Below are 21,320 nucleotides of genomic sequence, written 5' to 3' on the forward strand. Positions count from 1 at the left end.
GGCCCTTTGTCGGCCGCCGCCCGAGCGGTGAACACGAGCTTGTAGTGAGCGGCGCGAGGCCGCGACCGGTCCCCTGTTCCGGTCGTGGCCTCGTTGGCGTGAAGGTCGGTCAAAGTCGGTTCAGCAGCAGCCGCCTGCGGCGACCGGTTCGCCCGTGCTGCTGTCGGCTGCGGCCGGGTCGGTGCAGCACGTGCTGCTTTGCTGCTTGGCGAGGGTGTCGGCGTCGGCCTTGACGACGTACACCTCCCAGGGTTCCCTGCCGGGTCCGTGGACCCAGACCTTGTCCTGCAGGGCGTAGCAACAGGTGGTGTCGTTCTCCTCGGCGGTGGCCAGGCCGGCCTCGCCCAGACGGGTGGTGGCGGCGTGGACGGCGTCGGTGGTTTCGACTTCGACGCCGAGGTGGTCCATGCGGGTGTCCTCACCCGCTGTGCCTTCGATCAGGACGAGCTTGAGCGGGGGCTCTGCGATGGCGAAGTTGGCGTAGCCGTCGCGGAGTTTGGCGGGCTCGGTGCCGAAGAGCTTCGTGTAGAAGGCGATCGACGCGGCGAGGTCAGGGACACGGAGGGCGAGCTGTACGCGGGACATGACGAGCCTCCTGCTGGTTGGCTGGATGGGGTGTGGCGTCAGCAGCCGCCGTTTGCTGTCTGCCTTGGTGGCGTCGGGTTCGTCGAACAGGCCCGCGCCTTCGCAGGCTCCGATCTCGGTGGGCGGCGGCAGCCAGGCCGATCGGGCCCGCTCCGATCGCCACGCTGGGCAGGTCGGTGGTGGACGTCTCGGTAATCGGCACAGTCACGAGGGCTCCCGATTCTGGTTCGACAGCCGTCGATGGCCTGTGCAGCCAGCATTGCACCTGCTTCGACGAACGTCAACATAGACATACATCAAAACAGGCGGCGGAGTATCGAGCCGTCCGTACCGGCAGCGATGGGCCACATCGACGCGGGCACTGATGTCTCCGGGTCAGCAGGATGCCGCCGGCGTAAGCGGTCGAGGCCTTGGCGGGCCGCGTGCCTTCGAAGCCGCCTGCGGTGCCTGCCGCGAACCAGCACCCTGGACGGCGCCATGGCAGTCACGCGGACGCCCGCCTCCGGCCGGGCAAAACACGCACGCCTCGCAACAAGCGGCAGAACGACGGCTGGTGTTCACCAACACGTCACCACAGGCACCCACGCATAGCCGACCATCCAAGTTTCCGGCTTCTGGAAGGAAACACGGATGCAGCATCGACTGACGAGCCGCAAGCGTCTGCTCGCCGCAGGTGTGACAGTGGCGGGCGCCGTGCTCCTCTCCGCCTGTGGGCACGGCGCCGCGGACGACGAGGGATCGCCCACCAAGGCACCGAACAGCCGCATCGCGTGCGCGAAGAGCGGGCAGTTGGCCGCGTCCGGTTCCACCGCACAGCAGAACGCCATGACGCACTGGATGCAGGAGTACCAAAACGCCTGCCCCGGGGTGCAGATCCGCTACGTGCCTGTCGGCTCCGGCGCCGGTGTCGCCCAGTTCCTGCGCGGGGCGACTGCGCTCGGCGGGACCGACAGCACGCTGAAGCCGGACGAGATCGAGGATTCCCGTGGAGTGTGTCCCGGGGGCAGAGCCATCGATCTGCCCATGGTCGGCGGCCCCATCGCCGTTGGCTACAACATCGCAGGCGTGGACAACCTCGTACTCGACGCCCCCACCCTCGCGAAGATCTTCAACTCGGAGCTCACGGCATGGAACGCTCCGGCCATCCAGCGCCTCAACCCTGGCCTGCGACTGCCTCCGACCCCCATCAGCGCGGTGCACCGCTCCGACGGGTCGGGCACGACCCAGAACTTCAACGCCTATCTCGCAGGGGCGGCGCAGGACGAGTGGCCCTATCCCAAGGAGAAAACCTGGCAGGCCAAGGGAGGCAACTCCGCGGCCGGTTCCGACGGCGTGGCATCTCAGGTAGCCGGCACTGACGGCGCCATCGGCTACTTCGAGCTCTCCTTCGCCAAGGGCAACAAAATCCCGACCGTCAGACTCGACACGGGTGCGCCCAAGCCTGTCACCGTCTCCGCCGAGTCTGCCTCAGCCGGTATCGCCGCAGGCCACGTGTCCGGCACCGGCAAGGACATGACGTTGAAGTTCGACTACAAGACCAAAGCCGCCGACGCGTACCCCATCGTCCTGGTCACGTACGAGATCGTCTGCGACAGAGGCACCCCCGCCGAAGTCCTGCCAGCCCTCAAGTCCTTCCTGACCTACACCGCGAGCGAAGACGGCCAGAAGGACCTCTCCCGGATTCACTACGCCCCACTGCCGAAAGACGTGGCCGACCAGGTCCGCCGGATCGTCGGCAGCCTGTCCTGACAGCGCAGGCGTCACGGGTCGGCGGCGAGCAGGTCATGGCAGCGTGTGCCGCGAAATGCTTGCCGCGCCGGCAGTGCAGGAACACTCTGGACGGAGAGGCTCGCTTCGCCACCCCGGACGGAGATCGCCGTGTTCAAGAAGTCCCCGGATCGGCAGGACTGCGGCCGTGGCAGATGCACGGCCTGCACGCAGTGCGGGCGGCGCCCGTGCACCGCGTGGCAGGGGGCGATGACGGTGACCCACCTGGGGCGCACGGTGGTGACGTACCGTGGTTGTTTTCGCCGGTTCCTCTGGGGTGTTGCCGCCGTTGCGGGTCTGCTGATCGGTGGCGGGGTGGCCGGAGTTCTGGCGGCGACCGGTGCGGCTGCCGGAGTGATCGTGCTGGTATGGCTGGCGGCCACCGTGCGGGTGCTGCGGCTCGCACCGTCCTGCGGCGGACCTGGCGGCCCGGGGCCGGGCGGCGCGGGCGTCCGCGAGCCACGTCGGCCGAAGCCGTGCCCGCCGGGTGGGGCGATTGCACTGCCGCTGCCCGAGGACCCACCGGATGGCGCGGCCGCCATCGCTTGAACCTGCGGATCAGCCCTCGGAGAGCAAGAGACCGAAGGTCTGCCTCCCGAGCTCCTCGGCACGCGCCTGATCGACAACGCGACCGGTGACATCCGGATGACGAATTGCCCATGCGGCTGCCGACGCGCGACCGGTGAAGAAGTTCAGCGCATCGCAGCAGACCGCGGCCGCGGACCCTGAGCACGCGCGACGTCCGACGAATACGACGGCGTCAGCCGGCTCCCAAGTCGATTGTCCGTCGTGGACGGTGATCGTCACTCGCGCGTCGGTCATCGGGTCGGACGAGGAGACCACCACGTCTGTGTCGAGCATCGCTCCGACGCCCAGTGCGTCGATGGCGCACATCGACCACACCTCCGGGCCGCCGATGATCCGTACGCGATGCCGCGTTGGCCGGGCGGAAAACGGATACGCAGCCCGAATCCGTCCTGCCTCGTCCAAGGTCACGAAGTCCTCGCGGGCAAGTTCGGCCAGCACCTCGCCCGCCCTGCGGCCGAAGGGCGCCGAAACCGGCTCCAACAGGGCAGGCGCGGGTGCTGCACCTGCCTCGGCGAAGTGCCGCAACACTGCCTGCTGCACCGCCCGCAGACCCCCGCTGACCGGTGCGAGGCGTCCCCGGCCGCCCCTCCCGATCGGATCCAGTACATCAACCTCCGCCGCGAGGGCCTGCCTCAAGGCGGCCACGCTCGGGGCGCCGTCCACCCTGCCGTCCATGTCCCGGTAGAGCCGACACGAGACGGTGGGCACCGCTGTCCCGGCCGCGGCGAAGGGATCGACGCCATCGAGCAGGACGGTTGGCGAACCGGTCATCCCCAGCCGCGCCGCTTCCGCTTCGTCGTGTACCTCGACCAGGTCCAAGTCCGCGGGACGGCCGTCCAGCGCGGCCCTGATCCGCTCCCGTACCACGGGGGCGTTCGGGCACCCCGGGACCGCCAGCACGGTGATCTGCATCGTGGCGTCCTCCCAGCTCATCGCCTCTGAACCGACGGTAGACCTTCCAGCAGACTGGAAGGTCAAGGGCTAGGGGGTGTCGTTCGGATCTTGCCGGGCTCTGCTGCCTGCTCCGCCCCGTACCCCCGGCGGCTACCGCGACTACCCGCTGGAGACGACAAAACGGCTGGCGTTCATCCGGGCTGCCCAGAGCGCCGGTCTCGCACTCGCAGAGATCCGTTCCGTCCTGGTGCTGCGCGACAGCGGCGAAGCCCCCTGTGAGCACGTCACGACTCTCATCAACGAGCACCTCGCTGAGATCGAACGCCGCCTCACCGAACTCCGCAATACCCGCGCCGCCCTCCGCGGATTCGCCCAACGTGCCGCCGAAACCGACCCATCGACATGCACGAGTGACGACATCTGCAGGATCCTCACCCGGCCGTCCTGACGCTTCTGATCCACATAGCTCGCGGGGCTTGTCGTATGCGTGGCGCATCCGGTCGACGACCTCTGCGTCGGCGCCGAGGTCGGCGGCGACCACTGGCATCGCGGCACTGCGGCCAGGGATGCCGCGCCGCAGAAGCAGGCTTCCAGCCGTTGCCAGGTCACCTTCAGCCGGTCACCCCTGCCGAACCTTTCGACGGACCTATTCCGCGATCCGGCCGGGAAGGTTGATTGGATGGCATCGACGAGGCATTCCTGTGCGGTCCCGCGGAAACGTACAGATCGCCGAATACGACCTCGAATCCTTGGGAATCAAAGCGGACTTCCCCCTCGCCTGCCGCCCACTCCCGGCGACAGCGCCTGCTTCCAGGTCGGTTCAGTCGCGGGGCCATGGCGCCCCCGGCCCCTCCGGCACCCCTGCCAGGAGGCTCTGTGCCGCAATCGCGCGCCCCGCCGGGCTGCCGCGCCCCCGGCACGGCGTTTTGGGGCCGGCCGATCCCGTCCCGGAAACGACCGAGGCTCGGCCTCAAAATCGGGCGGCATATGCATAGTTGGTGATTCTGAAAAGAGATACCCGAAGCGCGTTCGAATTCACCGTTCCTTCACGGGTGTTAATGCGGGGCGTTCGGTAGAGCTGTCCGTTCTCACAGGGGAGACAAGTGTTGAGAGAGGGGTAATGCACCCTCGATTAACTGACGCGTAGTGCCGGGGAATCGTCGCACCGCTCCACTCCTTCGCATCGCTACTCATGTGACGACGACAGGAGTGCCCATGCCCTTCATTCCCAGGGCGTCATGGCCGGCGGATCACCGTGACGAGGTCGTCGCGGGTGTGCTTGTCGCGGCGGTGGTCGTTGTCCTTGGATACGCCTCCGGCATCGGCGCTCCGGGGGCCGGCGCCGTGAACAGTGCCCCACCGCCCGCTACTTACCCGTCGGTGTCGCCGCCCGCCGCAGGCGCCGCAGAGCCGGATACACCCGCAACAGATGTGCCCGGCACTGGTAGCGGGTGGCAAGACGGTGGCCCAGGTGCGATGTTGCCGGTGGCGGAGGCGCCCCACGAGGGATCCGCGCACGATCACAGTTCTCAACCTGGAGGCCACTCAGGCCATTCGACCGGCCCCGGCGCGCCGTCGTCACCCACTCCCTCTCCGTCCGAGCCGCAGGCGTGCCAGGACGGCGAGGTGCACCTCGTACAGCCCCTGCTCAACGGTGTCGTCGCGCCCGTGCAGGGCTTGCTGGACAGCCTCGTCGTGCCGGGCACCCCCTCGGCTTCGGCCTCGCCCTCGTACACAGCGGCGGCCTCGGATCCGCCCTTGTGCACCGGCCTTATGCCCGGCGTCGTGTCCCCTGTCGTGCCGGGCGCCGGCGCGGAGGCGACGCCATGACCGTCCGCCGAGCGAGCGTTGTCCTGCTCGCGCTCATCGCTGTGCTGCTGTGCGCGCCCGCGGCGTCCGCCCACACCGAACTCACCTCCACGCCCAAGGACGGCGCCCGGCTCGACCACGCCCCGAGCTCCGTAGGGCTCACCTTCAATGAGCCGGTCGATCCGGCGGACGTGCGCGTGACAGCGGGCAGCAGGAAGCTGTCAGTCACCCGGCCCGATGCCCGGCACCCCCAGGCCGTCGTGGTCGCCGTCCCGAAGTCCGTGGGCGACGCGGGCAAACGGCTGACCCTGGTGTGGCAAGTGACCGACGAACACGACGGCCACACCACCGCAGGAAGGCTCTCCTTCCAGCTACGCGCCGACGCCGCCACCACGAGCGGGGGCGGCGAGGACAGCGTCCCGACGCCCTCCTCCACGCTGCGGGACTACGTCACGGCCGCACGGTGGATCGAATACCTCGCCCTCGCGCTGTTCGTCGGCGGCCTCGGATTCCTCACGTTGATATGGCCGCAGGGCAGCGAGGACCGCCGCGCCCGCACCGTCCTCACCCTCGCCTGGGCGTGCGGGCTCGCGGCAACGGTGGCCGGCACCGGGCTGCAGGGCGCCTACGCCTCCATGGGATCGCTCGGCGACGCCCTCGACCCGGTGACGTACGCCGATGCGCTGGCCGGCGAGGCTGGGGTCGCACGGGCCGCGCGGGCACTGCTCTGGCTGCTGGCCACCGTCGTACTGGGCGCCGTGCTGCAGGGCGGTGAGCGGGCCGCACGCTCGCCGGGCTGGCGGGTGGGCGCAGCCGTGGTCTGCCTCGGGTTGCTGCGCACGGTCGGCATGTCCGGCCACGGCACTGAGGGAACCCACCCCGGCTGGGGCGCGGCCGCCGATCTGGTGCACCTGCTGGGCATTTCGCTCTGGATCGGCGGTCTCGTGCCGCTGCTGACCGGCGTACTGCCGCGGCGCCGACCTGACGAGCTGGCCGCGGTCGTGCACCGCTACTCCACGCTCGCCGGGGCGTCGGTTGCGGCCGTCGCGGCGGCCGGAGTGGTGCTGTCCTGGCAGGTCCTCGGGTCCTTCGGGGCGCTGTTCGACACGTCGTACGGGCGGCTGCTGCTGGTCAAGGTCGCACTGCTTGCCATCGTGCTGCTCGTCGCGCAGCGCAGCCGGAGCTGGGTGCGCACCCGGCTCGACATCGCCGTACTGCTGCGGGGCGATCGCGCCACCGTGCGGCCCTTCGTCTACTCGGTTGCGGCGGAGACGGGCCTCGTGCTTGCCGTCCTCGTCGCGGCGAGTCTGCTCGTCACGGCCGCCCCCGGCCGCTGACCGTCCCAACTGTCCTTTCTATGCAAGGAGTTTGTGCTGTCATGCATGATGAAGACACCCGGCGCCGCAGGGCGCCATCCCGGCGGGGCAATCGCGCCCTACTGATCGGCGGACTGGCCGCCGCGGTCACCGCCGTGACCTGTCTGGCGCTGCTGCAGTCGGCGAGCGGAGCCCCGGCGGCGGTCACCGCCGTCCCCGCCGCGCAGCAGGCGGCGCAGCAGCCCGCGGCCGCGTCGGACAAGGCAGCCGATCACACCATCGTGATCAAGAACATGGCCTACGCAGAACCAAAGCTGACGGTCGCCGTCGGCGAGACCGTGACGTGGGTCAACGAGGACTCCGCGCCGCACACGGTCACGACCACCAGTGGCCCGGAGAAGTTCGACTCCGGCAACCTGGAAAAGGGCGAGAGCTGGTCGTTCACCTTCACCAAGGCCGGCACGTACTCGTACTACTGCGCCGTGCACCCGGACATGAAGGCGCAGATCACCGTCGTCGACAGCGGCTCCGGCAGCTCCGGCGGATCGGGCACGGGGGGCTCCGGCTCCGGGGGTTCGGCCTCCGGTGGCGGGTCGACCGGCGGGAGCGGTACGGGCGGTTCATCCGGTGGCCACACCGGTGGCACGTCCGGCGGCTCCGACTCCGGCGGCAGCCACTCGGGAGGTGCGACGAGCGGCGGTGGCTCGACCGGTGGCAGTGGTTCCGACGATCAGTGTCACAGCGTCCAGCAGGTTCTGCTGCCGATCCTTCAGCACCTCAAGTCCGCTCACCTGGAGGAGTCGCCCGGCGAGCAGATCCAGGACGCGCTGAAGCTCGACAGCTACATCAAGATGCACACGGTCTGGCTCGAATCGGTCCTCACACCGGCGGTTGACGGCGGCGGCGCCACCGTCGACGGGACGCTGAGCGTGCTGCTGCAGCACGTCAAGTCCGCACACCTGGAGGAATCGCCCGGCCAGCAGATCCAGGACATCCTCAACCCCGACGCGTACGTCAAGACACACACCGTATGGGCCGAGCACCTGCTTGCCCCTACCGAGAAGTACCTCACGGAGTCCTGCTGAGGGTCATCGAACCCCGCTGAGGACCACCGGGTCCTGCCGAGGACCACCTAGGCACGAGTGGCGGGCCGGCCGAGTCACAGTCGGCCGGCCCACCACCCCTCCATTGTCCCTCCGCCGCCCACAGAGGTGCCCGGATGACCACCGAAACCCTGCCCCTGCCCCCTGTTCCGTCGTCCGCCGACGGCCCGCGCAGGCTTCCCCGCCCCGGCACCTACACCGCCGGTCCCGGCCGCTGCATCGTCGAACTCACCGCCCGCTACGGCCCGTTCGTCACCCTGCGCCGCCGCCTCACCGCGTCCGACGCCGTCCTGACCGTGCCTGCCGACGCCGACTGCTGCGCCCTGCGCCTGGAGCTCACCGGCGGACCGCTGCGGCGCTCCGTACTCGTCTTCGAAAGCGATCGCGGCGAACCGTCCGACGACGGAGCCCGCCTCGTCTGCCCCGGCGAGCTGACGCTGCACGGCAAGCCCTTCCCCACCGGCCTGCCACTGCGCGTTGTCGATTGCACCGCCGAACGGCTGCTGGTCACCGGCACCACCCAGGTGCCCTACCGCCACCTGCGATCCGCCACTGGTTTCGCACCGCCTCGTACCTTTCCCGCAGACCGGCTGCGTCTGCTCGTCGCCGCGGAGTTCACGTGACCGCCACCCCCAAGACCACCATCCTTCTGCGCGCCCTTGTGGCGGCCATGCTGCTGGTGGCGACGGCCCTCATCGGCCTTCCGTCCACCGCAGCCCAGGCAGCAGGCCACCACCAAGTCAGCATGTCCGGCTACGCGTTCAGCCCGCGCACCCTCACCATCACTGCTGGGTCCACCGTCACCTGGACCAACCAGGACACCGCACCCCACGACGTAAAGACCACATCCGGCCCGCATTCCTTCCACTCCCCCATGCTCGACAAAGGAGGCAGCTGGAGCCACACGTTCACCAGCCCTGGCACATACGGCTACCTCTGCACGGTCCACCCCGGCATGACGGGACAGCTCATCGTGAAGTCGGCCGCCGCCCCGAAGCCGGCGGCCACCCATTCGCACACGCACCAGCCCACCGAGCACCAACACGCCAAGACGTCCGCCGCCGCACCGCCCGGCACACCCCGCAGAAGCACCCGCCCGCCCTCCCCGTCGGCAGGCTCGCCGACGCCCTCCGCCCCACCCTCCGCATCCGCACCGGCCCAGACGCAGGCCGCCCCCGACCCCAAGCCCGCCGCCTCCAACGCACCCCTCCGGCCACTGCTGCTCCTCACCGGAGCCGTCGCCGGAGTCGCAGTCCTTTGCCTGCTCCTGGTCGGCTCCCGCTCGGCAGCCGCGCGGCGTACAGAAGGGAGCGGAGACGTGTGAGCCCGAAGGACGACACTGAGTGCACACGTGTCACGCTGGGAAACCGTGCTGTTTGATCTTGCCCTGAGGGAGCCGTAAGCGGTCGGCCCTTGCAACGAGGAGAGCCCATGGGTCGGCTTTTCCGTACGGCGGCGCGCCGGGCACGCCGGGCCGGGCCGGGTCAGCGCGCGGGGTTACGGTCGGCGGCATGGACGGTGATCGCCAAGGGTGGCGTCAGTGTTTTCTCAGCGGGTCGGTGTTCGCCGTGTGCATGGCCGGCACCACGCTGCCGACTCCCCTCTACGGCCTCTACCAGGAGAAGTTCGGGTTCTCCGAGCTGACGGTGACCGTCGTGTACGCCGTGTACGCCTTCGGGGTCATCGGCGTGCTGCTGCTGGTGGGCAACGCCTCGGACGCCGTGGGCAGGCGGCCGGTGCTGCTGGCGGGCCTGGGATTCGCGGCGGCGAGCGCCGTCTGCTTCCTGTGCGCCACCGGGCTGGGCTGGCTGTATGCGGGGCGGCTGATGTCGGGACTGTCCGCCGGCCTGGCCACCGGGGCCGCGACTGCGTACGTGATGGAGTTGGCACCGCCCGGCGGCGCCTCCCGGGCCACGTTCGTGGCGACGGCCGCCAACATGGGCGGGCTGGGCTGCGGTCCGCTGCTCGCCGGAGTGCTCGCGCAGTACGCCCCCTGGCCGCTGTACCTGCCGTTCGCCGTGCACCTCGCGCTGGTGGCCGGTTCGGCAGCCGTCCTGCTGCAGCTCCCGGAGACCGTACGGGAGCGGCGGCCGCTGAGCACTGTACGGCCGCAGCGACCCGGGCTGCCCACGCAGGTGCGGTCGGTGTTCGGGCCTGCGGCGATCGCCTCGTTCGTGGGGTTCGCACTGTTCGGGGTGTTCACGTCGGTCAGCCCGGCGTTCCTTGCGCAGTCCCTGAACGTGAACAACCACGCCGTGAGCGGGCTGGTCGTCGCGCTGGCCTTCTTCGCCTCGACCGCCGGGCAACTGGCAGTCGGCCGGGTGGGGGTGGACCGATCGCTGCCGCTGGGCTGCGCCGGACTCTTCGCCGGGCTGGCACTGCTCGCAGGCGCGCTGCGCTGGGACCTGCTGCCGCTGGTGGTGCTGAGCGCCCTCGTCGGCGGGGGCGGTCAGGGGCTGGCATTTCGCGGGGCGCTGTCCGCAGTGGCCGAGGCGTCTCCCGCGGACCGGCGCGCGGCGGTGATTTCGACACTGTTCGTGGTTGCGTACGCGGGTATCTCGGTGCCGGTGATCGGTGTGGGGGTCCTCGCGGGTCCGATCGGCCTGGAGGGTGCGGGGCTGGTGTTCATCGCGTGCATGGCCGTCCTGGTCTCGACCGCGGCCGTCTACCTGCTCCGGCGGCCGGTACGGGCGAGAACCTAAGCGCGTACGGACGCGGCCCTGTTGGGCGCCGTGGCGGTGGGCCTCGCAGGGGTGGGGCAGCTCATCGCAACGGCGGGAGTCAGCGCGGCCCCAGGATGAACAGCGCGACCATGACCAGGACCAGCAACGCCCAGCCGAGCACCCCGATTTTCCGGCGCTGCGGGTTGCGTCCCTGGCGCCATGCGCTGACCTCGTGCGGAGCGTCTCCCATAGCCGAACAGCTTAGGACCTGACGTCCACGGCATGAGCGCGCTCGAGCAACACCCGGGCCCTGGATACGAATCAGCCGAGGGGGGCGCTGTCGCTCGTTGTCGGCGCGCGCGATGCGTCCGATCGCCCCGCCGCCGCTGCGGAGGCCGGGGCCGCCGGGGTGCACGTGACCTTGTCGCGAGGCGTGTAGTGAGTCTTGAAGCCTTCGCGCTTGACTTCCCGGCCGTCCTGCACGAAGACGCGGCCGACGGAAACGTCGAACCCTTCGAGAGGGGTCTGGACTTCGCACGTCGGGCCGCTGCCTGTGCGCGTGGCCGGCGGCTTGATGTTGGTGCGCGGCCCCTTGGTCGCACGTATCTCGTCGTACTTCTTCGTACCGAGGAAGGTGATGGTCACCGACGTGTCCGTGGATTCGGCCTTGATGTAGAGGGCGTGACCGGAATCGTTGGTCCAGCGGAGGTCGAGGGTGCCCCACGCGACCGTGGCCTCGCGGCCTTCGGGGTAGCGCTCGATGTAGAAGGAATGGGCGCCGTGCTCCACGGGCTTGACGCCTGCGAAGAACATGGCGTTGTACATGGTCGTGGCGACCGCGGAGACGCCGCCGCCGGGCGACTTCACGTACTGACCATTGTTGATCATGATGCCTTCGACGAAGCCGTTGTCCTTCGTGCGCTCGCCGACCGTGCGGTTGAAGCTCCACTCCTGTCCGGGAAGGACAACCGAGCCGTTGATGAGCTCCACCGCGCGGCCGATGTTGGTGCTGCGGTAGGGGGCGGCCGGGAAGGCGACGGTGAAGGAGGAGACCTTCTCCTTGATGCCGAGCCGCTGTGCGGATGCACTCGTGAGCTTCGGCTGGACCGCTGGGGAGGCGATCTCGCCGGTGCGGGCCGGGCCGGAGCGGGTGAGCAGAGGCATCACGGCATCGCCGAGTGCCGTCGCCGTGACGTGCCGCCCCACGCTGCTGTCCTGGGCCACCACGACGCGGTCGTCGGCGTCGAGACGGAGCACGGCATCCCGAGGGCCGTGGGAGGCGTCCCGCACCGGGCGGGAGACAGCGGGGTCGGCGAACAGACCCTTGGAGTCGAGGCTCGGCACAAGTCGGTTTCGGCTGTCGGGCTTCATCGTCAGATGCTTGCCGAGCGTGGCGGGAGCCATGGAAATGCGTTGGTCGGCAAGAGTCACCGTGACGGGGCCGGACATCGCGGGCTGGGCGAACACCTTCATGGCCCGCTCGGTCTCGTGCAGGCCGATACGCGGCTGCGTCTGCTTCACCGGCACGACGACGGGGGTGGCAGGCTTCGTGTCGAGGTAGCCGTCGCGGATGGCGTCCCGGGCCTCGTCCGCGATCACGGTGACGCCGGTCACCGGAGCGGTGGCCTGCGCTCTGCCGTTGTCGAACGCTACCGCTCCGTCCCGCACCTGCCGCTTGGTGGCGGCGGCGATACGGTCGACGCCCGCCCGGCTCTGCTGCTCGTCCACGCGTACCACCGGCTCGACATCCCGTCCGTCGGACGCGAAGAGCCTGCCGATCGCTGTCACCGGGTCGGATCCGGCGCTCGCGGCACGGTCGACGGTCGCTGCAGTGTCGAGGGACAGCCCGAGCGCGCCGGGATCGGCCTTCTCGACACGGTCACCGATCTTCAGCGCGACGGGCGCCGCGAAGGCCGGCCCGAGCTTGCGGTCCAGGACCCGCTCGGCCTCTGCTCGGCCCATTCCGCCGATGTCGACACCGCGCACCGTTGTGCCATCGGCGATGTCGTCGCCGGCCGAGAGTCCAGTGAGGTAGAGGCCACCCAAGCCGAGCGCGACGGCGCCACCTGCGACGGGCAGAACCACCCGCCAGTTGACGGTTCTGCTGCGTGCGCGTCCCATGTCTCTCCCTGTAGCGCCGACGGACCGGAAAGGTGCGTTTGGCCAGCCGGAGCCAGACCTGCACAAGCGAATTCGCACAGAATAATCCACAAAATGGACGAAATCGGAAGAATGTAATTTCCGTCACGATCGAGGAGTACTGAGATAGATCCTCGAGACACCGTGCGGTCGAGGCCGCGGGTGCTCAGTGTCCGAGCGGTGGCCAGAACCAACTCTCTCCATCGCTCGCCCAGGCCGCCGACCGGCGGCGACGGAGCAGCCTCGGCGGACGCCGCCCCGTCTTCGACCCGGAGGCATAAGCGGGGCTCTCGTGCGTGGCGAAACAGACCGATCAGGATCCGAGAAGCGCGGTCACCGAGCCGCAGCTAGCGTGACCGCCATGGACATCACCATTCACTGGGCCTTCCTCCCGCACGACGACCCGGACGCATCCCTGGCCTTCTAGGGCGACAGGCTCGGCTGCGAGGTCCGCACTTCCGGGCTTCCCGTTCGTCTTTGGCCCCGACAATCCCACCGGGTCGATGCGACCCACGGCTTCAGGAGTGACCATGACCGGCTCTTCCACTCAGGGAATCAAGACCGTGCTGCATCCCGTGTCCGACCTGGCGGCGGCCAAGGCGGTGTACGCCGCCCTGCTCGGCGTACCGCCGCAGAGCGACGAGTCTTATTACGTCGGCTTCGAGGCCGGGGGTCAGCACATCGGGCTGGTGCCGGGCGGGGGCTCGCAGGGCATGACCTCGCCGGTGGCCTACTGGCAGGTGGAGGACATCGAGGCGAAGCTGGCCGAGGTGACCGCCGCGGGGGCCACTGTGAAGGAGCCCGCGCACGACGTCGGTGGCGGCCGCCTGGTGGCCACCGTCACCGACCCCGATGGCAACGTGCTCGGGCTGCTTCAGGACCAATGAGTGCCGGCCCCGCTTCCCCGCTCAGGGGCGTCGAGACACCAAGCATCTCCTCACCCACGACAAAGACGCTGGGCAGCCAGTGCCTCGTGCGGACGGTGCACCGTAGGTGGTGCGGCTGGGGCTGGGCCACACCCGCAACATGTCCATGATCGCGGGCGAAGTCGAGGTCCTCGAGCTCGAGGCGCTGCCGCAGGAGCAGGGTGACCGGTTCGTCGCGCACACCGGCTTCGACCCGCGTGCGCCGGCCTCGCCGTACCGCTGGTTCCACATCTGCCCGCACCGCGTCCAGGCTTGGCGCGAGGTGAGGGAGATGCCAGACCGCGAGCTGATGCGCTACGGCCGCTGGTTAGTCTGACACTCGGCCGGGCGCGCCGCGTGGCCGGAGCCCAGAGGTTCCAGGGGCCGAAGTGGCGTGGTTGCCTTGGTTCTTGCGGCGAGCGCGACCCCGTCAGGCGGACAGGCGTCGCGCCACCCCGGCAGACACCGCCGGTCAGGTAGACAGCGGACCGTTGCCGCGGCCGCGACGAGGAAGTAGAACCAGACGTGCTGCTCGCAGCTGGGCAGATCGAGCCAGGCGATGCCGGCGGAGACCGCGAAGGCGGCCACCGCCCAACAGATGGAGACACGATGAGCCAGGCCGAGAAGACGGACACGCAGTCGCCTGCGCTGCACGATGCCGACAGCCACGATCTGATCCGCGTGCACGGCGCGCGAGTGAACAACCTCAAGGACCTCAGCATCGAGATCCCGAAGCGCCGGCTGACGGTGTTCACCGGCGTCTCCGGCTCGGGCAAGAGCTCGCTGGTGTTCAACACGATCGCCGCGGAGTCGCAGCGGCTGATCAACGAGACCTACAGCACCTTCGTGCAGGGCTTCATGCCGAACCTTGCACGGCCCGAGGTCGACGTACTCGACGGGCTGACGACCGTGATCACCGTCGACCAGCAGCGGATGGGTGGCGACCCCCGCTCCACCGTCGGGACCGCCACCGACGCCAACGCGATGCTGCGCATCCTCTTCAGCCGGCTCGGGAAGCCGTACATCGGCTCGCCCAGCGCGTACGCCTTCAACGTCGCCTCGGTCCGGGCGAGCGGTGGCATCACCGTCGAACGCGGTGCCGCCAAGACCAAGACCGTGAAGGCGACCTTCAACCGCACCGGCGGCATGTGCACACGCTGCGAGGGCAGGGGCAATGTCTCCGACATCGACCTCACCCAGCTCTACGACGACTCCAAGTCGCTCGCGGAAGGCGCGTTCACCATCCCCGGCTGGAAGTCGGACAGTCAGTGGACCGTGCAGGTCTATGCCCAGTCCGGCTTCGTCGACCCGGACAAGCCGATCCGCAAGTACACCAAGAAGGAGCTGCAGGACTTCCTCTACGGGGAGCCGGTCAAGGTCAAGGTCAACGGCGTCAACCTCACCTACGAGGGGCTGATCCCCAAGATCCAGAAGTCGTTCCTGTCCAAGGACAAGGAGGCGATGCAGCCGCACATCCGGGCGTTCGTGGAGCGGGCGGTCACGTTCACCACCTGCCCCGAGTGCGACGGCACCCGGCTCAGTGAGGGGGCCCGGTCGTCGAAGATCAAGCGGAAGAGCATCGCCGACGCCTGCGCGATGGAGATCAGGGACCTGGCCGAGTGGGTCCGCGGCCTCAAGGAGCCCTCGGTGGCACCGCTGCTCACTGCGCTCCAACGAACCCTCGACTCGTTCGTGGAGATCGGGCTCGGCTACCTCTCGCTCGAACGGCCGGCGGGCACGCTGTCGGGCGGCGAGGCGCAGCGCGTCAAGATGATCCGCCACCTCGGCTCCTCGCTCACCGACGTCACCTATGTCTTCGACGAGCCCACCATCGGCCTGCACCCCCATGACATCCAGCGGATGAACGACCTGCTGCTGCGGCTGCGGGACAAGGGCAACACAGTGCTCGTCGTGGAGCACAAGCCGGAGACGATCGTGATCGCCGACCATGTCGTCGATCTCGGCCCCGGCGCCGGTACGGCGGGCGGCACCGTCTGCTTCGAGGGCTCCGTCGAGGGGCTGCGGTCCGGCGGCACTATCACCGGCCGCCATTTCGATGACCGGGCGACTCTCAAGGAGACGGTGCGGAAGCCCACCGGCACGCTGGAGATCCGCGGCGCGACGGCGAACAACCTGCGGGATGTCGACGTCGACATCCCGCTCGGGGTGCTTACCGTCATCACCGGGGTCGCCGGCTCCGGCAAGAGCTCGCTCGTGCACGGGTCGCTGCCACACCAGTCGGGGGCCGCCGGCGAGAGTGTGGTGTCGATCGACCAGGCACCGATCAAGGGCTCGAGGCGCAGCAACCCGGCGACGTACACCGGACTGCTCGACCCGATCCGTAAGGCGTTCGCCAAGGTCAACGGCGTGAAGCCGGCGCTGTTCAGCGCCAACTCCGAGGGTGCCTGCCCCAACTGCAACGGCGCCGGCGTCATCTACACCGACCTGGCGATCATGGCCGGCGTCGCCACCACCTGCGAGGTGTGCGAGGGCAAGCGGTTTGAGGCATCGGTGCTCGACTACCACCTCGGCCGCCGCGACATCAGCGAGGTGCTCGCGATGTCGGTGACCGAGGCCGAGGAGTTCTTCGGCGCCGGCGAGGCGCACACGCCGGCCGCGCACCGCATCCTCGACCGGCTCGCCGACGTCGGGCTCGGCTACCTCAGCCTCGGCCAGCCGCTCACCACACTGTCCGGCGGCGAGCGGCAGCGGCTCAAGCTGGCCACTCATATGTCAGACAAGGGCGGCGTCTACGTCCTCGACGAGCCGACCACCGGCCTCCACCTCGCCGATGTGGAGCAGCTGCTCGGCCTGCTCGACCGGCTCGTCAACTCCGGTAAGTCGGTCATCGTCATCGAGCACCACCAGGCGGTCATGGCGCACGCCGACTGGATCATCGACCTCGGCCCCGGCGCCGGCCACGACGGCGGCCGGATCGTCTTCGAGGGCACACCCGCCGACCTCGTGGCCGCTCGCTCCACCCTCACCGGCGAGCACCTCGCGGCCTACGTCGGCACCTGACCGAGGCTCTCGCGGACACCGTGGGACGAGTTCTCTCATCTGTTTCGACTCGTCCCACTCAGCCGGCAGGCGCGGGAGTGGACCAGCCGGGAGCCGGCTCGGGAAATGCGGACGTACGACGCGTCTTCGGTGTCACCGAGTTCCACTGCGGGTCAGCACCTTGGTGCCCAGAGGAGTGGCCGGGACTCCCACGGGGCGTACCTCGAGCCAGGCAGCGAAGGCGTGACACCGCGCCCCGCCCTGCCTGCTGTGATTCTGCGTCGGCCCCGCGGGGACGGCCGACCACGCCATGACGGTCGGGCATCACTTCGCACCTTCCGCAGCCACCGCACTCCCGCTAACGGCGACCTGACGGGCGCTATCCCTTGTGGCCGTATCTCGTCCGGCCCCCAGGATGCGTGTGTTCCTGCAGATCGAACCGGTGGCGTTTGACGTGCTGTGCCTTTGCCGAGCCTGCGGAGGGTTCCCCCGGCGTTGTCCATGTCCCCAGAGCGATCTCGGCGGTGATGCCGGGACCGAAGCCGGCCATCAGGCCTTTGTGGCCGTCGAGTGTCGACTGCTCGTCGAACATGCGGGCCAGGGCGTCGAGGACGACCGCGCTGGCGATGTTGCCGTACTCGGTGAGCGTGGCTCGGCTGAAGCGGAACGCTTCGGGCGGCACGTCGAGGAAGTGGCTCAGGTCGTCCAGGATGCGCGGGCCACCGGCGTGGACGATGTAGAAGTCCAGTTTGCCGACGTTCCATTGGTGCTGTTCCGCCACGGCGCGCAACGCGGGGCTGAGGGGCTCCATTGTCTTCGGTACCCGTTTGTCGAGTTGGAAGTGGAAGCCCGTGGAGCGGATCGCGTAGGAGATCCAGTCCTCGGTGTTGGGAATGAGGTAGGAGCCGTTGCCTTCCAGGCGGATTCCGGTGCCGCCTTTCCCTCGGACCACAGCGGCGGCTATGCCGTCACCGAACAGGCCGTTGGAGAGCAGCGAGCCCACACCGAGGTCGGTCGGCTGGTAGCACAACGAGCAGAACTCGCAGGCCACAATCAGCACGTTGGCGTCGGGGTACGCCGTGCAGAAGTCGTGCGCTCGGTTCACGGCGGCTCCGCCTGCCGCGCAGCCGAGTTGGGCGATGGGCATCTGCCGTGTCTCCGGTTTGAAGCCCATGGTGTTGATGAGCCATGCGGTAAGCGAGGGCATCATGAAGCCGGTGCAGGACACATAGATGATCAAGTCGATCTGTGACGGATCCACTTGAGCCTGGTCGAGCGCCCGCTGAACGACGGTAGGTACGCGGGCCTTGGACTCCGCTTCGTAGATGGCGCTGCGGGCATCCAGCCCCGGATGCTTCAGTACCACCTCGATGGGTTGGATCAGATGCCGTTTCTGCACCCCGGTGTTCTCGATCAGGCGTAGCGCCAGGGCAAGTTGTGGATGGCCGTGGTGCAACCTCCGTGCCAGCTCGAGGGTTTCCTCGTTGGTGATGACGTGTTCGGGGACCGCTATTGCCGGCTTGCACAGAACTGCCATGGGATTGCTCCTTGCGGTCGGTGATCCCGGGCACGGCCGTGGCCTGTCCTGGGAGTTCAACGGTCGGCGGGCAGCCGCAACTGACCTGGGCGCTCGGAGATGGCGCCGGGGTGGATTGCTTGAGATGGAGCGCAGCCGGGCCGTCCGTCGGGGATGGCGTCCGGGCTGAGCGGCAAGGCTTGGGAGCCGCCTCGGCGGCTTGGCCAGCGCATTTCAATGTACGGCAGATGGATCACTGCCGCATGTCGGTCCGCGGACCGCCCCGAGGACCGTGCGGCGGCCTGGTGGAGCAGGGTGAAGCGACCCTCTTCGTCGGCTGCGGACTGTCGCGTCGTGCCTCGGCCCTCCGGTGCCGGAGAGTTCTCTCGCGGTTGCGGCGGAGCGGGCCGCGGGATGTCACCGGTGAGAGGTGAAACCCCGCGGCCCGCTCGGTACCGGGGTCGTGTGCTCCGCTCTCACCAGGTGACCGGCAGCGCGAGTGGAAAGCGCCAGATCGACGTCGTGTTCCACTGCAGTTCTTCGGCGGGCTTGGCCAACGCGAGGCGGGGGAAGCGCTCAATAAGCGTTCCGAGGGCGACTTCGAGTTCAGTTGCGGCAAGTGGTGCGCCGAGGCAGTGGTGGGCGCCCCAGCCGAAGGTCATGTGGGGTGGGCCGGTGCGTTCCAGGTCCAGCTCGTCGGGTCGGTCGAACTTGCGGTCGTCCCGGTTGGCGGTCAGATAGGAGACGTGCACAATGTCGCCGGCGGGGATCGTGACCCCGCTCAGGTCCACGTCTTCCATGGCCACTCGGGGGATACCGACACCCTTGCGGAAGGGGATGAAGCGCAGCAGCTCGTTGATCGCCTTGGGCAACATCTCCGGGCGCTCGCGCAATGTCGCCAGTACGTGAGGCCGGGTGAGCAACAGGTAGGCCAGGTTCCCGATCTCGTACGTTGTCGTGTCCTGGCCTGTGATGAGCAGGACCATGGCCATGACGGCCAGTTCCTGGTCGTCAAGGATTTCATCGCCGTCACGGGCCGTCGCCAGAGCGCTGATCAGGTCGTCACCGGGATTCCTTCGGCGCTGCGCGGTCAGCGTTGCGAAGTAGGCGCGCAAGTCGGCCTTGGCCCGTACGGCGGCGTCCCGGTTGCCGACTGCGGTGTCCATCATTGTCCGGGCGTGGGCGCGCAGCTGCGTTTGGTCCGCCTCGGGGATCTCCAGAACCTCGCAGATCGTGATCAGAGGCAGTGGTCCGGCAAGGTGCTCCATGAGGTCGGCGGGGGTGCCGTGGTCCGTCATCCGGTCGAGCAGCTCGTTGACGACATGCTGGGTGCGCTGCCTCATGCGTTCGATGTGGGCCGGGGCGAAGGCTTTCGACACAAGGCTGCGCAGGCGGCTGCTGGCCGGTGGGTCCATGAGATTGATCGCCTCGGACTGGACGATCGGTTCGGGTGTCATGCGCGGGAAGTCCCGGCCGGCGACGGCGTTGCGGCTGAAACGCCGGTCGGTGGTCACCGTCCGCACGTCGTCGTAGCCGGTGACGAGCCATGCCGTGCCCTCGCCGTAGGGCAGACGGATCCGGGCGACGGGTCCGTCGTTCATGAGCTCTCTGAGCACCGGGTCGAACTCGAGGGCCTCGGCGAAGCCGAATGGACAGTTCCGGGGGTTGGAGCCGAGGGTCATGCGGATCTCCAGGTGGGCACCTGCTGCTGCTCTGGACGCGACAGCCGTACCCGTTCCGCCCGCTGCCCTACCGGATCGCCCCGGAATGAACCGAGATTTCATCCGTGTTGCTCAGGCACGATGCCGCGTGGGACGTTGCCGCTTGCCCGACACCCCGCCCACCACCGTGCCGGAGAGCGGTACTTGAGCGCTGTGAGGGCGCCCGCCGCCTTGCTGCGCGCTGCCGGAGGGCCCGGCCACCTCCGCCCCCGCACCATGAGTACGTTCGCCGGCCACCCTCCCCCTCCACCGAACAGGGAATTACCCCGTCAAAGAGTGCAAACTCGTCCCTATCGGAGTGAAGGGTGCTGAGTGAACCGTGGATCTGGAGAGCATCGCCAACGAGCTGTACGGGCTTCCACCCGAAGACTTCATCGACGCCCGCAACCAGCACGCGGCCGCAGCCCGTACAACCGGAGACAGAGAACTGGCGGGCAAAATCGGTGCGCTGAGGCGGCCGACGCTGTCCGCATGGGCCGGCAACCGGCTCGTACGTGGTCGGCCCGACGCCGTCGCCGGTCTGCTCCGCCTCGGCGAGGGCCTGCGAGAAGCCCACCAGGAACTCGACCCGGAGCAGCTCCGTGAACTGTCCAGCCAGCAGCATCGCCTGATCGGCGAGCTGGTGCGCCAAGCCCGCCGGCTGGCAGCCGAAGCAGGGCATCCGCTCAGCGACGCGGCGCAGCGCGAAGTCGAAGGAACCCTGCACGCGGTCCTGGCCGATCCGCAGGCAGCCCAGGAATGGGCCTCCGGCCGCCTCGTCAAACCGCTCACTCCCCCGGTCGGCTTCCCCCCGGCCGCCGCCAGCGGCGTCCAGCGAACGACTTCCGCCTCACCCTCAACGCGCTCCGGCGGCCCCGCCGGTCAGGACGCCACGCAGGCTGGCGAGGCGTCGAGTCGAAGTGGCACACAGCAGCGCACGGCGGAACGGCAACGCAAGGTCGCCCAGGCCCGCGAGGACGCGGAGAGTGCCGAGCGGCAGGCACGCGACCGGGAGGACCAACTCCGGCAGGCCGAATCGGCACAGGGGCAGGCCGAGAAGCAGCTCCGGGAGGCCGAGGGGCGGACCGCGGCCCTCACCCAGGAGCTGAAAGCCGCCGAGGAGCACAAACGCCAGGCCCGCAGCGCACTCGACCGGGCTCGGCGCGCGGCCTCGGATGCCGCCCGTAAGGCCGGCGAAGCTCGCAGCGGCGCACAGGCCGCGCACGCCCGGGCCGCGCGTAGGGAAGCGGATGAGAAGTGATCGACACGTCAGCAAGCCGGACGGCGGTACAGCGGGCGGGGCCCGAGAGGCAGCGGCGCTGAGAGGAGCGCAGG

18 protein-coding genes and 1 pseudogene are annotated in these 21,320 nt (G+C 69.1%); 13 read left to right on the forward strand and 6 right to left on the reverse strand.

Annotated elements, in window-relative coordinates; translation table 11 throughout:
- Positions 1 to 120 precede the first annotated feature (120 nt).
- The gene (locus tag ABZS64_RS26235; protein ID WP_355834394.1) at positions 121 to 585 is read right to left on the reverse strand and encodes an ArsI/CadI family heavy metal resistance metalloenzyme; all 465 of its coding nucleotides are present in this window, start codon (positions 583 to 585) and stop codon (positions 121 to 123) included.
- 630 nt (positions 586 to 1,215) lie between these two features.
- On the opposite strand from ABZS64_RS26235, the gene pstS reads away from it, so the two are divergent.
- Positions 1,216 to 2,334, forward strand: coding sequence for a phosphate ABC transporter substrate-binding protein PstS (gene pstS, locus ABZS64_RS26240; protein ID WP_355834396.1), 1,119 nt, complete (start codon positions 1,216 to 1,218; stop codon positions 2,332 to 2,334).
- Positions 2,335 to 2,562: 228 nt separating this feature from the next.
- Positions 2,563 to 2,901 carry a hypothetical protein gene (locus ABZS64_RS26245; protein ID WP_355834399.1) on the forward strand — a complete coding sequence of 113 codons (339 nt, stop codon included), beginning with the start codon at positions 2,563 to 2,565 and terminating at the stop codon, positions 2,899 to 2,901.
- 9 nt (positions 2,902 to 2,910) lie between these two features.
- On the opposite strand, the gene merB is transcribed toward ABZS64_RS26245, so the two are convergent.
- Complete coding sequence (gene merB, locus ABZS64_RS26250) at positions 2,911 to 3,873, reverse strand: organomercurial lyase (RefSeq protein WP_355834402.1); 963 nt, start codon at positions 3,871 to 3,873, stop codon at positions 2,911 to 2,913.
- 55 nt (positions 3,874 to 3,928) lie between these two features.
- On the opposite strand from merB, the gene ABZS64_RS26255 reads away from it, so the two are divergent.
- The 6 genes from ABZS64_RS26255 (at position 3,929) to ABZS64_RS26280 (ending at position 10,764) form a co-directional block, all read left to right on the forward strand.
- Positions 3,929 to 4,282, forward strand: a complete 354-nt coding sequence (locus ABZS64_RS26255) for a MerR family DNA-binding protein (protein WP_355834405.1) — start codon at positions 3,929 to 3,931, stop codon at positions 4,280 to 4,282.
- A gap of 1,378 nt (positions 4,283 to 5,660) precedes the next feature.
- On the forward strand, positions 5,661 to 6,980 hold the full coding sequence (locus ABZS64_RS26260; RefSeq protein ID WP_355834408.1) for a CopD family protein: 1,320 nt from the start codon (positions 5,661 to 5,663) through the stop codon (positions 6,978 to 6,980).
- Between the two features lie 41 nt (positions 6,981 to 7,021).
- Positions 7,022 to 8,044 (forward strand): cupredoxin family copper-binding protein, encoded by a 1,023-nt coding sequence (locus ABZS64_RS26265; protein ID WP_355834411.1) that lies wholly within the window; start codon positions 7,022 to 7,024, stop codon positions 8,042 to 8,044.
- Between the two features lie 134 nt (positions 8,045 to 8,178).
- Positions 8,179 to 8,685, forward strand: a complete 507-nt coding sequence (locus ABZS64_RS26270; protein WP_355834414.1) for a hypothetical protein — start codon at positions 8,179 to 8,181, stop codon at positions 8,683 to 8,685.
- Complete coding sequence (locus ABZS64_RS26275) at positions 8,682 to 9,386, forward strand: cupredoxin family copper-binding protein (RefSeq protein WP_355834417.1); 705 nt, start codon at positions 8,682 to 8,684, stop codon at positions 9,384 to 9,386. Before ABZS64_RS26270 ends, ABZS64_RS26275 begins: the two co-directional genes overlap by 4 nt.
- Before the next feature lie 187 nt (positions 9,387 to 9,573).
- Entirely contained in the window at positions 9,574 to 10,764 is a 1,191-nt protein-coding gene (locus ABZS64_RS26280) for an MFS transporter (RefSeq protein ID WP_355834420.1), read from the forward strand.
- A gap of 79 nt (positions 10,765 to 10,843) precedes the next feature.
- Here the strand turns inward: ABZS64_RS26280 and ABZS64_RS26285 are convergent, their stop codons facing one another.
- Together ABZS64_RS26285 and ABZS64_RS26290 are read right to left on the reverse strand one after the other, a co-directional pair.
- Entirely contained in the window at positions 10,844 to 10,975 is a 132-nt protein-coding gene (locus ABZS64_RS26285) for a hypothetical protein (RefSeq protein WP_355834423.1), read from the reverse strand.
- Between the two features lie 71 nt (positions 10,976 to 11,046).
- On the reverse strand, positions 11,047 to 12,846 hold the full coding sequence (locus ABZS64_RS26290) for a VanW family protein (RefSeq protein ID WP_355834426.1): 1,800 nt from the start codon (positions 12,844 to 12,846) through the stop codon (positions 11,047 to 11,049).
- Positions 12,847 to 13,225: 379 nt separating this feature from the next.
- On the opposite strand from ABZS64_RS26290, the pseudogene ABZS64_RS26295 reads away from it, so the two are divergent.
- The 4 genes and pseudogenes from ABZS64_RS26295 to ABZS64_RS26310 form a co-directional block, all read left to right on the forward strand.
- Positions 13,226 to 13,288 (forward strand): annotated as a pseudogene (locus ABZS64_RS26295) (VOC family protein); the annotation flags it as partial.
- A 106-nt stretch (positions 13,289 to 13,394) separates the two neighbouring features.
- On the forward strand, positions 13,395 to 13,751 hold the full coding sequence (locus ABZS64_RS26300; protein WP_355834428.1) for a VOC family protein: 357 nt from the start codon (positions 13,395 to 13,397) through the stop codon (positions 13,749 to 13,751).
- A 139-nt stretch (positions 13,752 to 13,890) separates the two neighbouring features.
- A complete protein-coding gene (locus ABZS64_RS26305) occupies positions 13,891 to 14,106 on the forward strand; it encodes a hypothetical protein (RefSeq protein WP_355834431.1) in 216 nt (71 codons plus the stop codon).
- A gap of 272 nt (positions 14,107 to 14,378) precedes the next feature.
- A complete protein-coding gene (locus ABZS64_RS26310; RefSeq protein ID WP_355834433.1) occupies positions 14,379 to 16,790 on the forward strand; it encodes an excinuclease ABC subunit UvrA in 2,412 nt (803 codons plus the stop codon).
- 358 nt (positions 16,791 to 17,148) lie between these two features.
- On the opposite strand, the gene ABZS64_RS26315 is transcribed toward ABZS64_RS26310, so the two are convergent.
- The gene (locus ABZS64_RS26315; RefSeq protein ID WP_355834435.1) at positions 17,149 to 18,306 is read right to left on the reverse strand and encodes a type III polyketide synthase; all 1,158 of its coding nucleotides are present in this window, start codon (positions 18,304 to 18,306) and stop codon (positions 17,149 to 17,151) included.
- A gap of 455 nt (positions 18,307 to 18,761) precedes the next feature.
- On the reverse strand, positions 18,762 to 19,967 hold the full coding sequence (locus tag ABZS64_RS26320; protein WP_355834438.1) for a cytochrome P450: 1,206 nt from the start codon (positions 19,965 to 19,967) through the stop codon (positions 18,762 to 18,764).
- 358 nt (positions 19,968 to 20,325) lie between these two features.
- Between ABZS64_RS26320 and ABZS64_RS26325 the strand changes: the two genes are divergently transcribed.
- The gene (locus ABZS64_RS26325) at positions 20,326 to 21,246 is read left to right on the forward strand and encodes a hypothetical protein (RefSeq protein WP_355834440.1); all 921 of its coding nucleotides are present in this window, start codon (positions 20,326 to 20,328) and stop codon (positions 21,244 to 21,246) included.
- Positions 21,247 to 21,320: the final 74 nt, after the last annotated feature.

Source organism: Streptomyces sp. NPDC005408 (assembly GCF_040606445.1).
Taxonomy (GTDB): domain Bacteria; phylum Actinomycetota; class Actinomycetes; order Streptomycetales; family Streptomycetaceae; genus Streptomyces.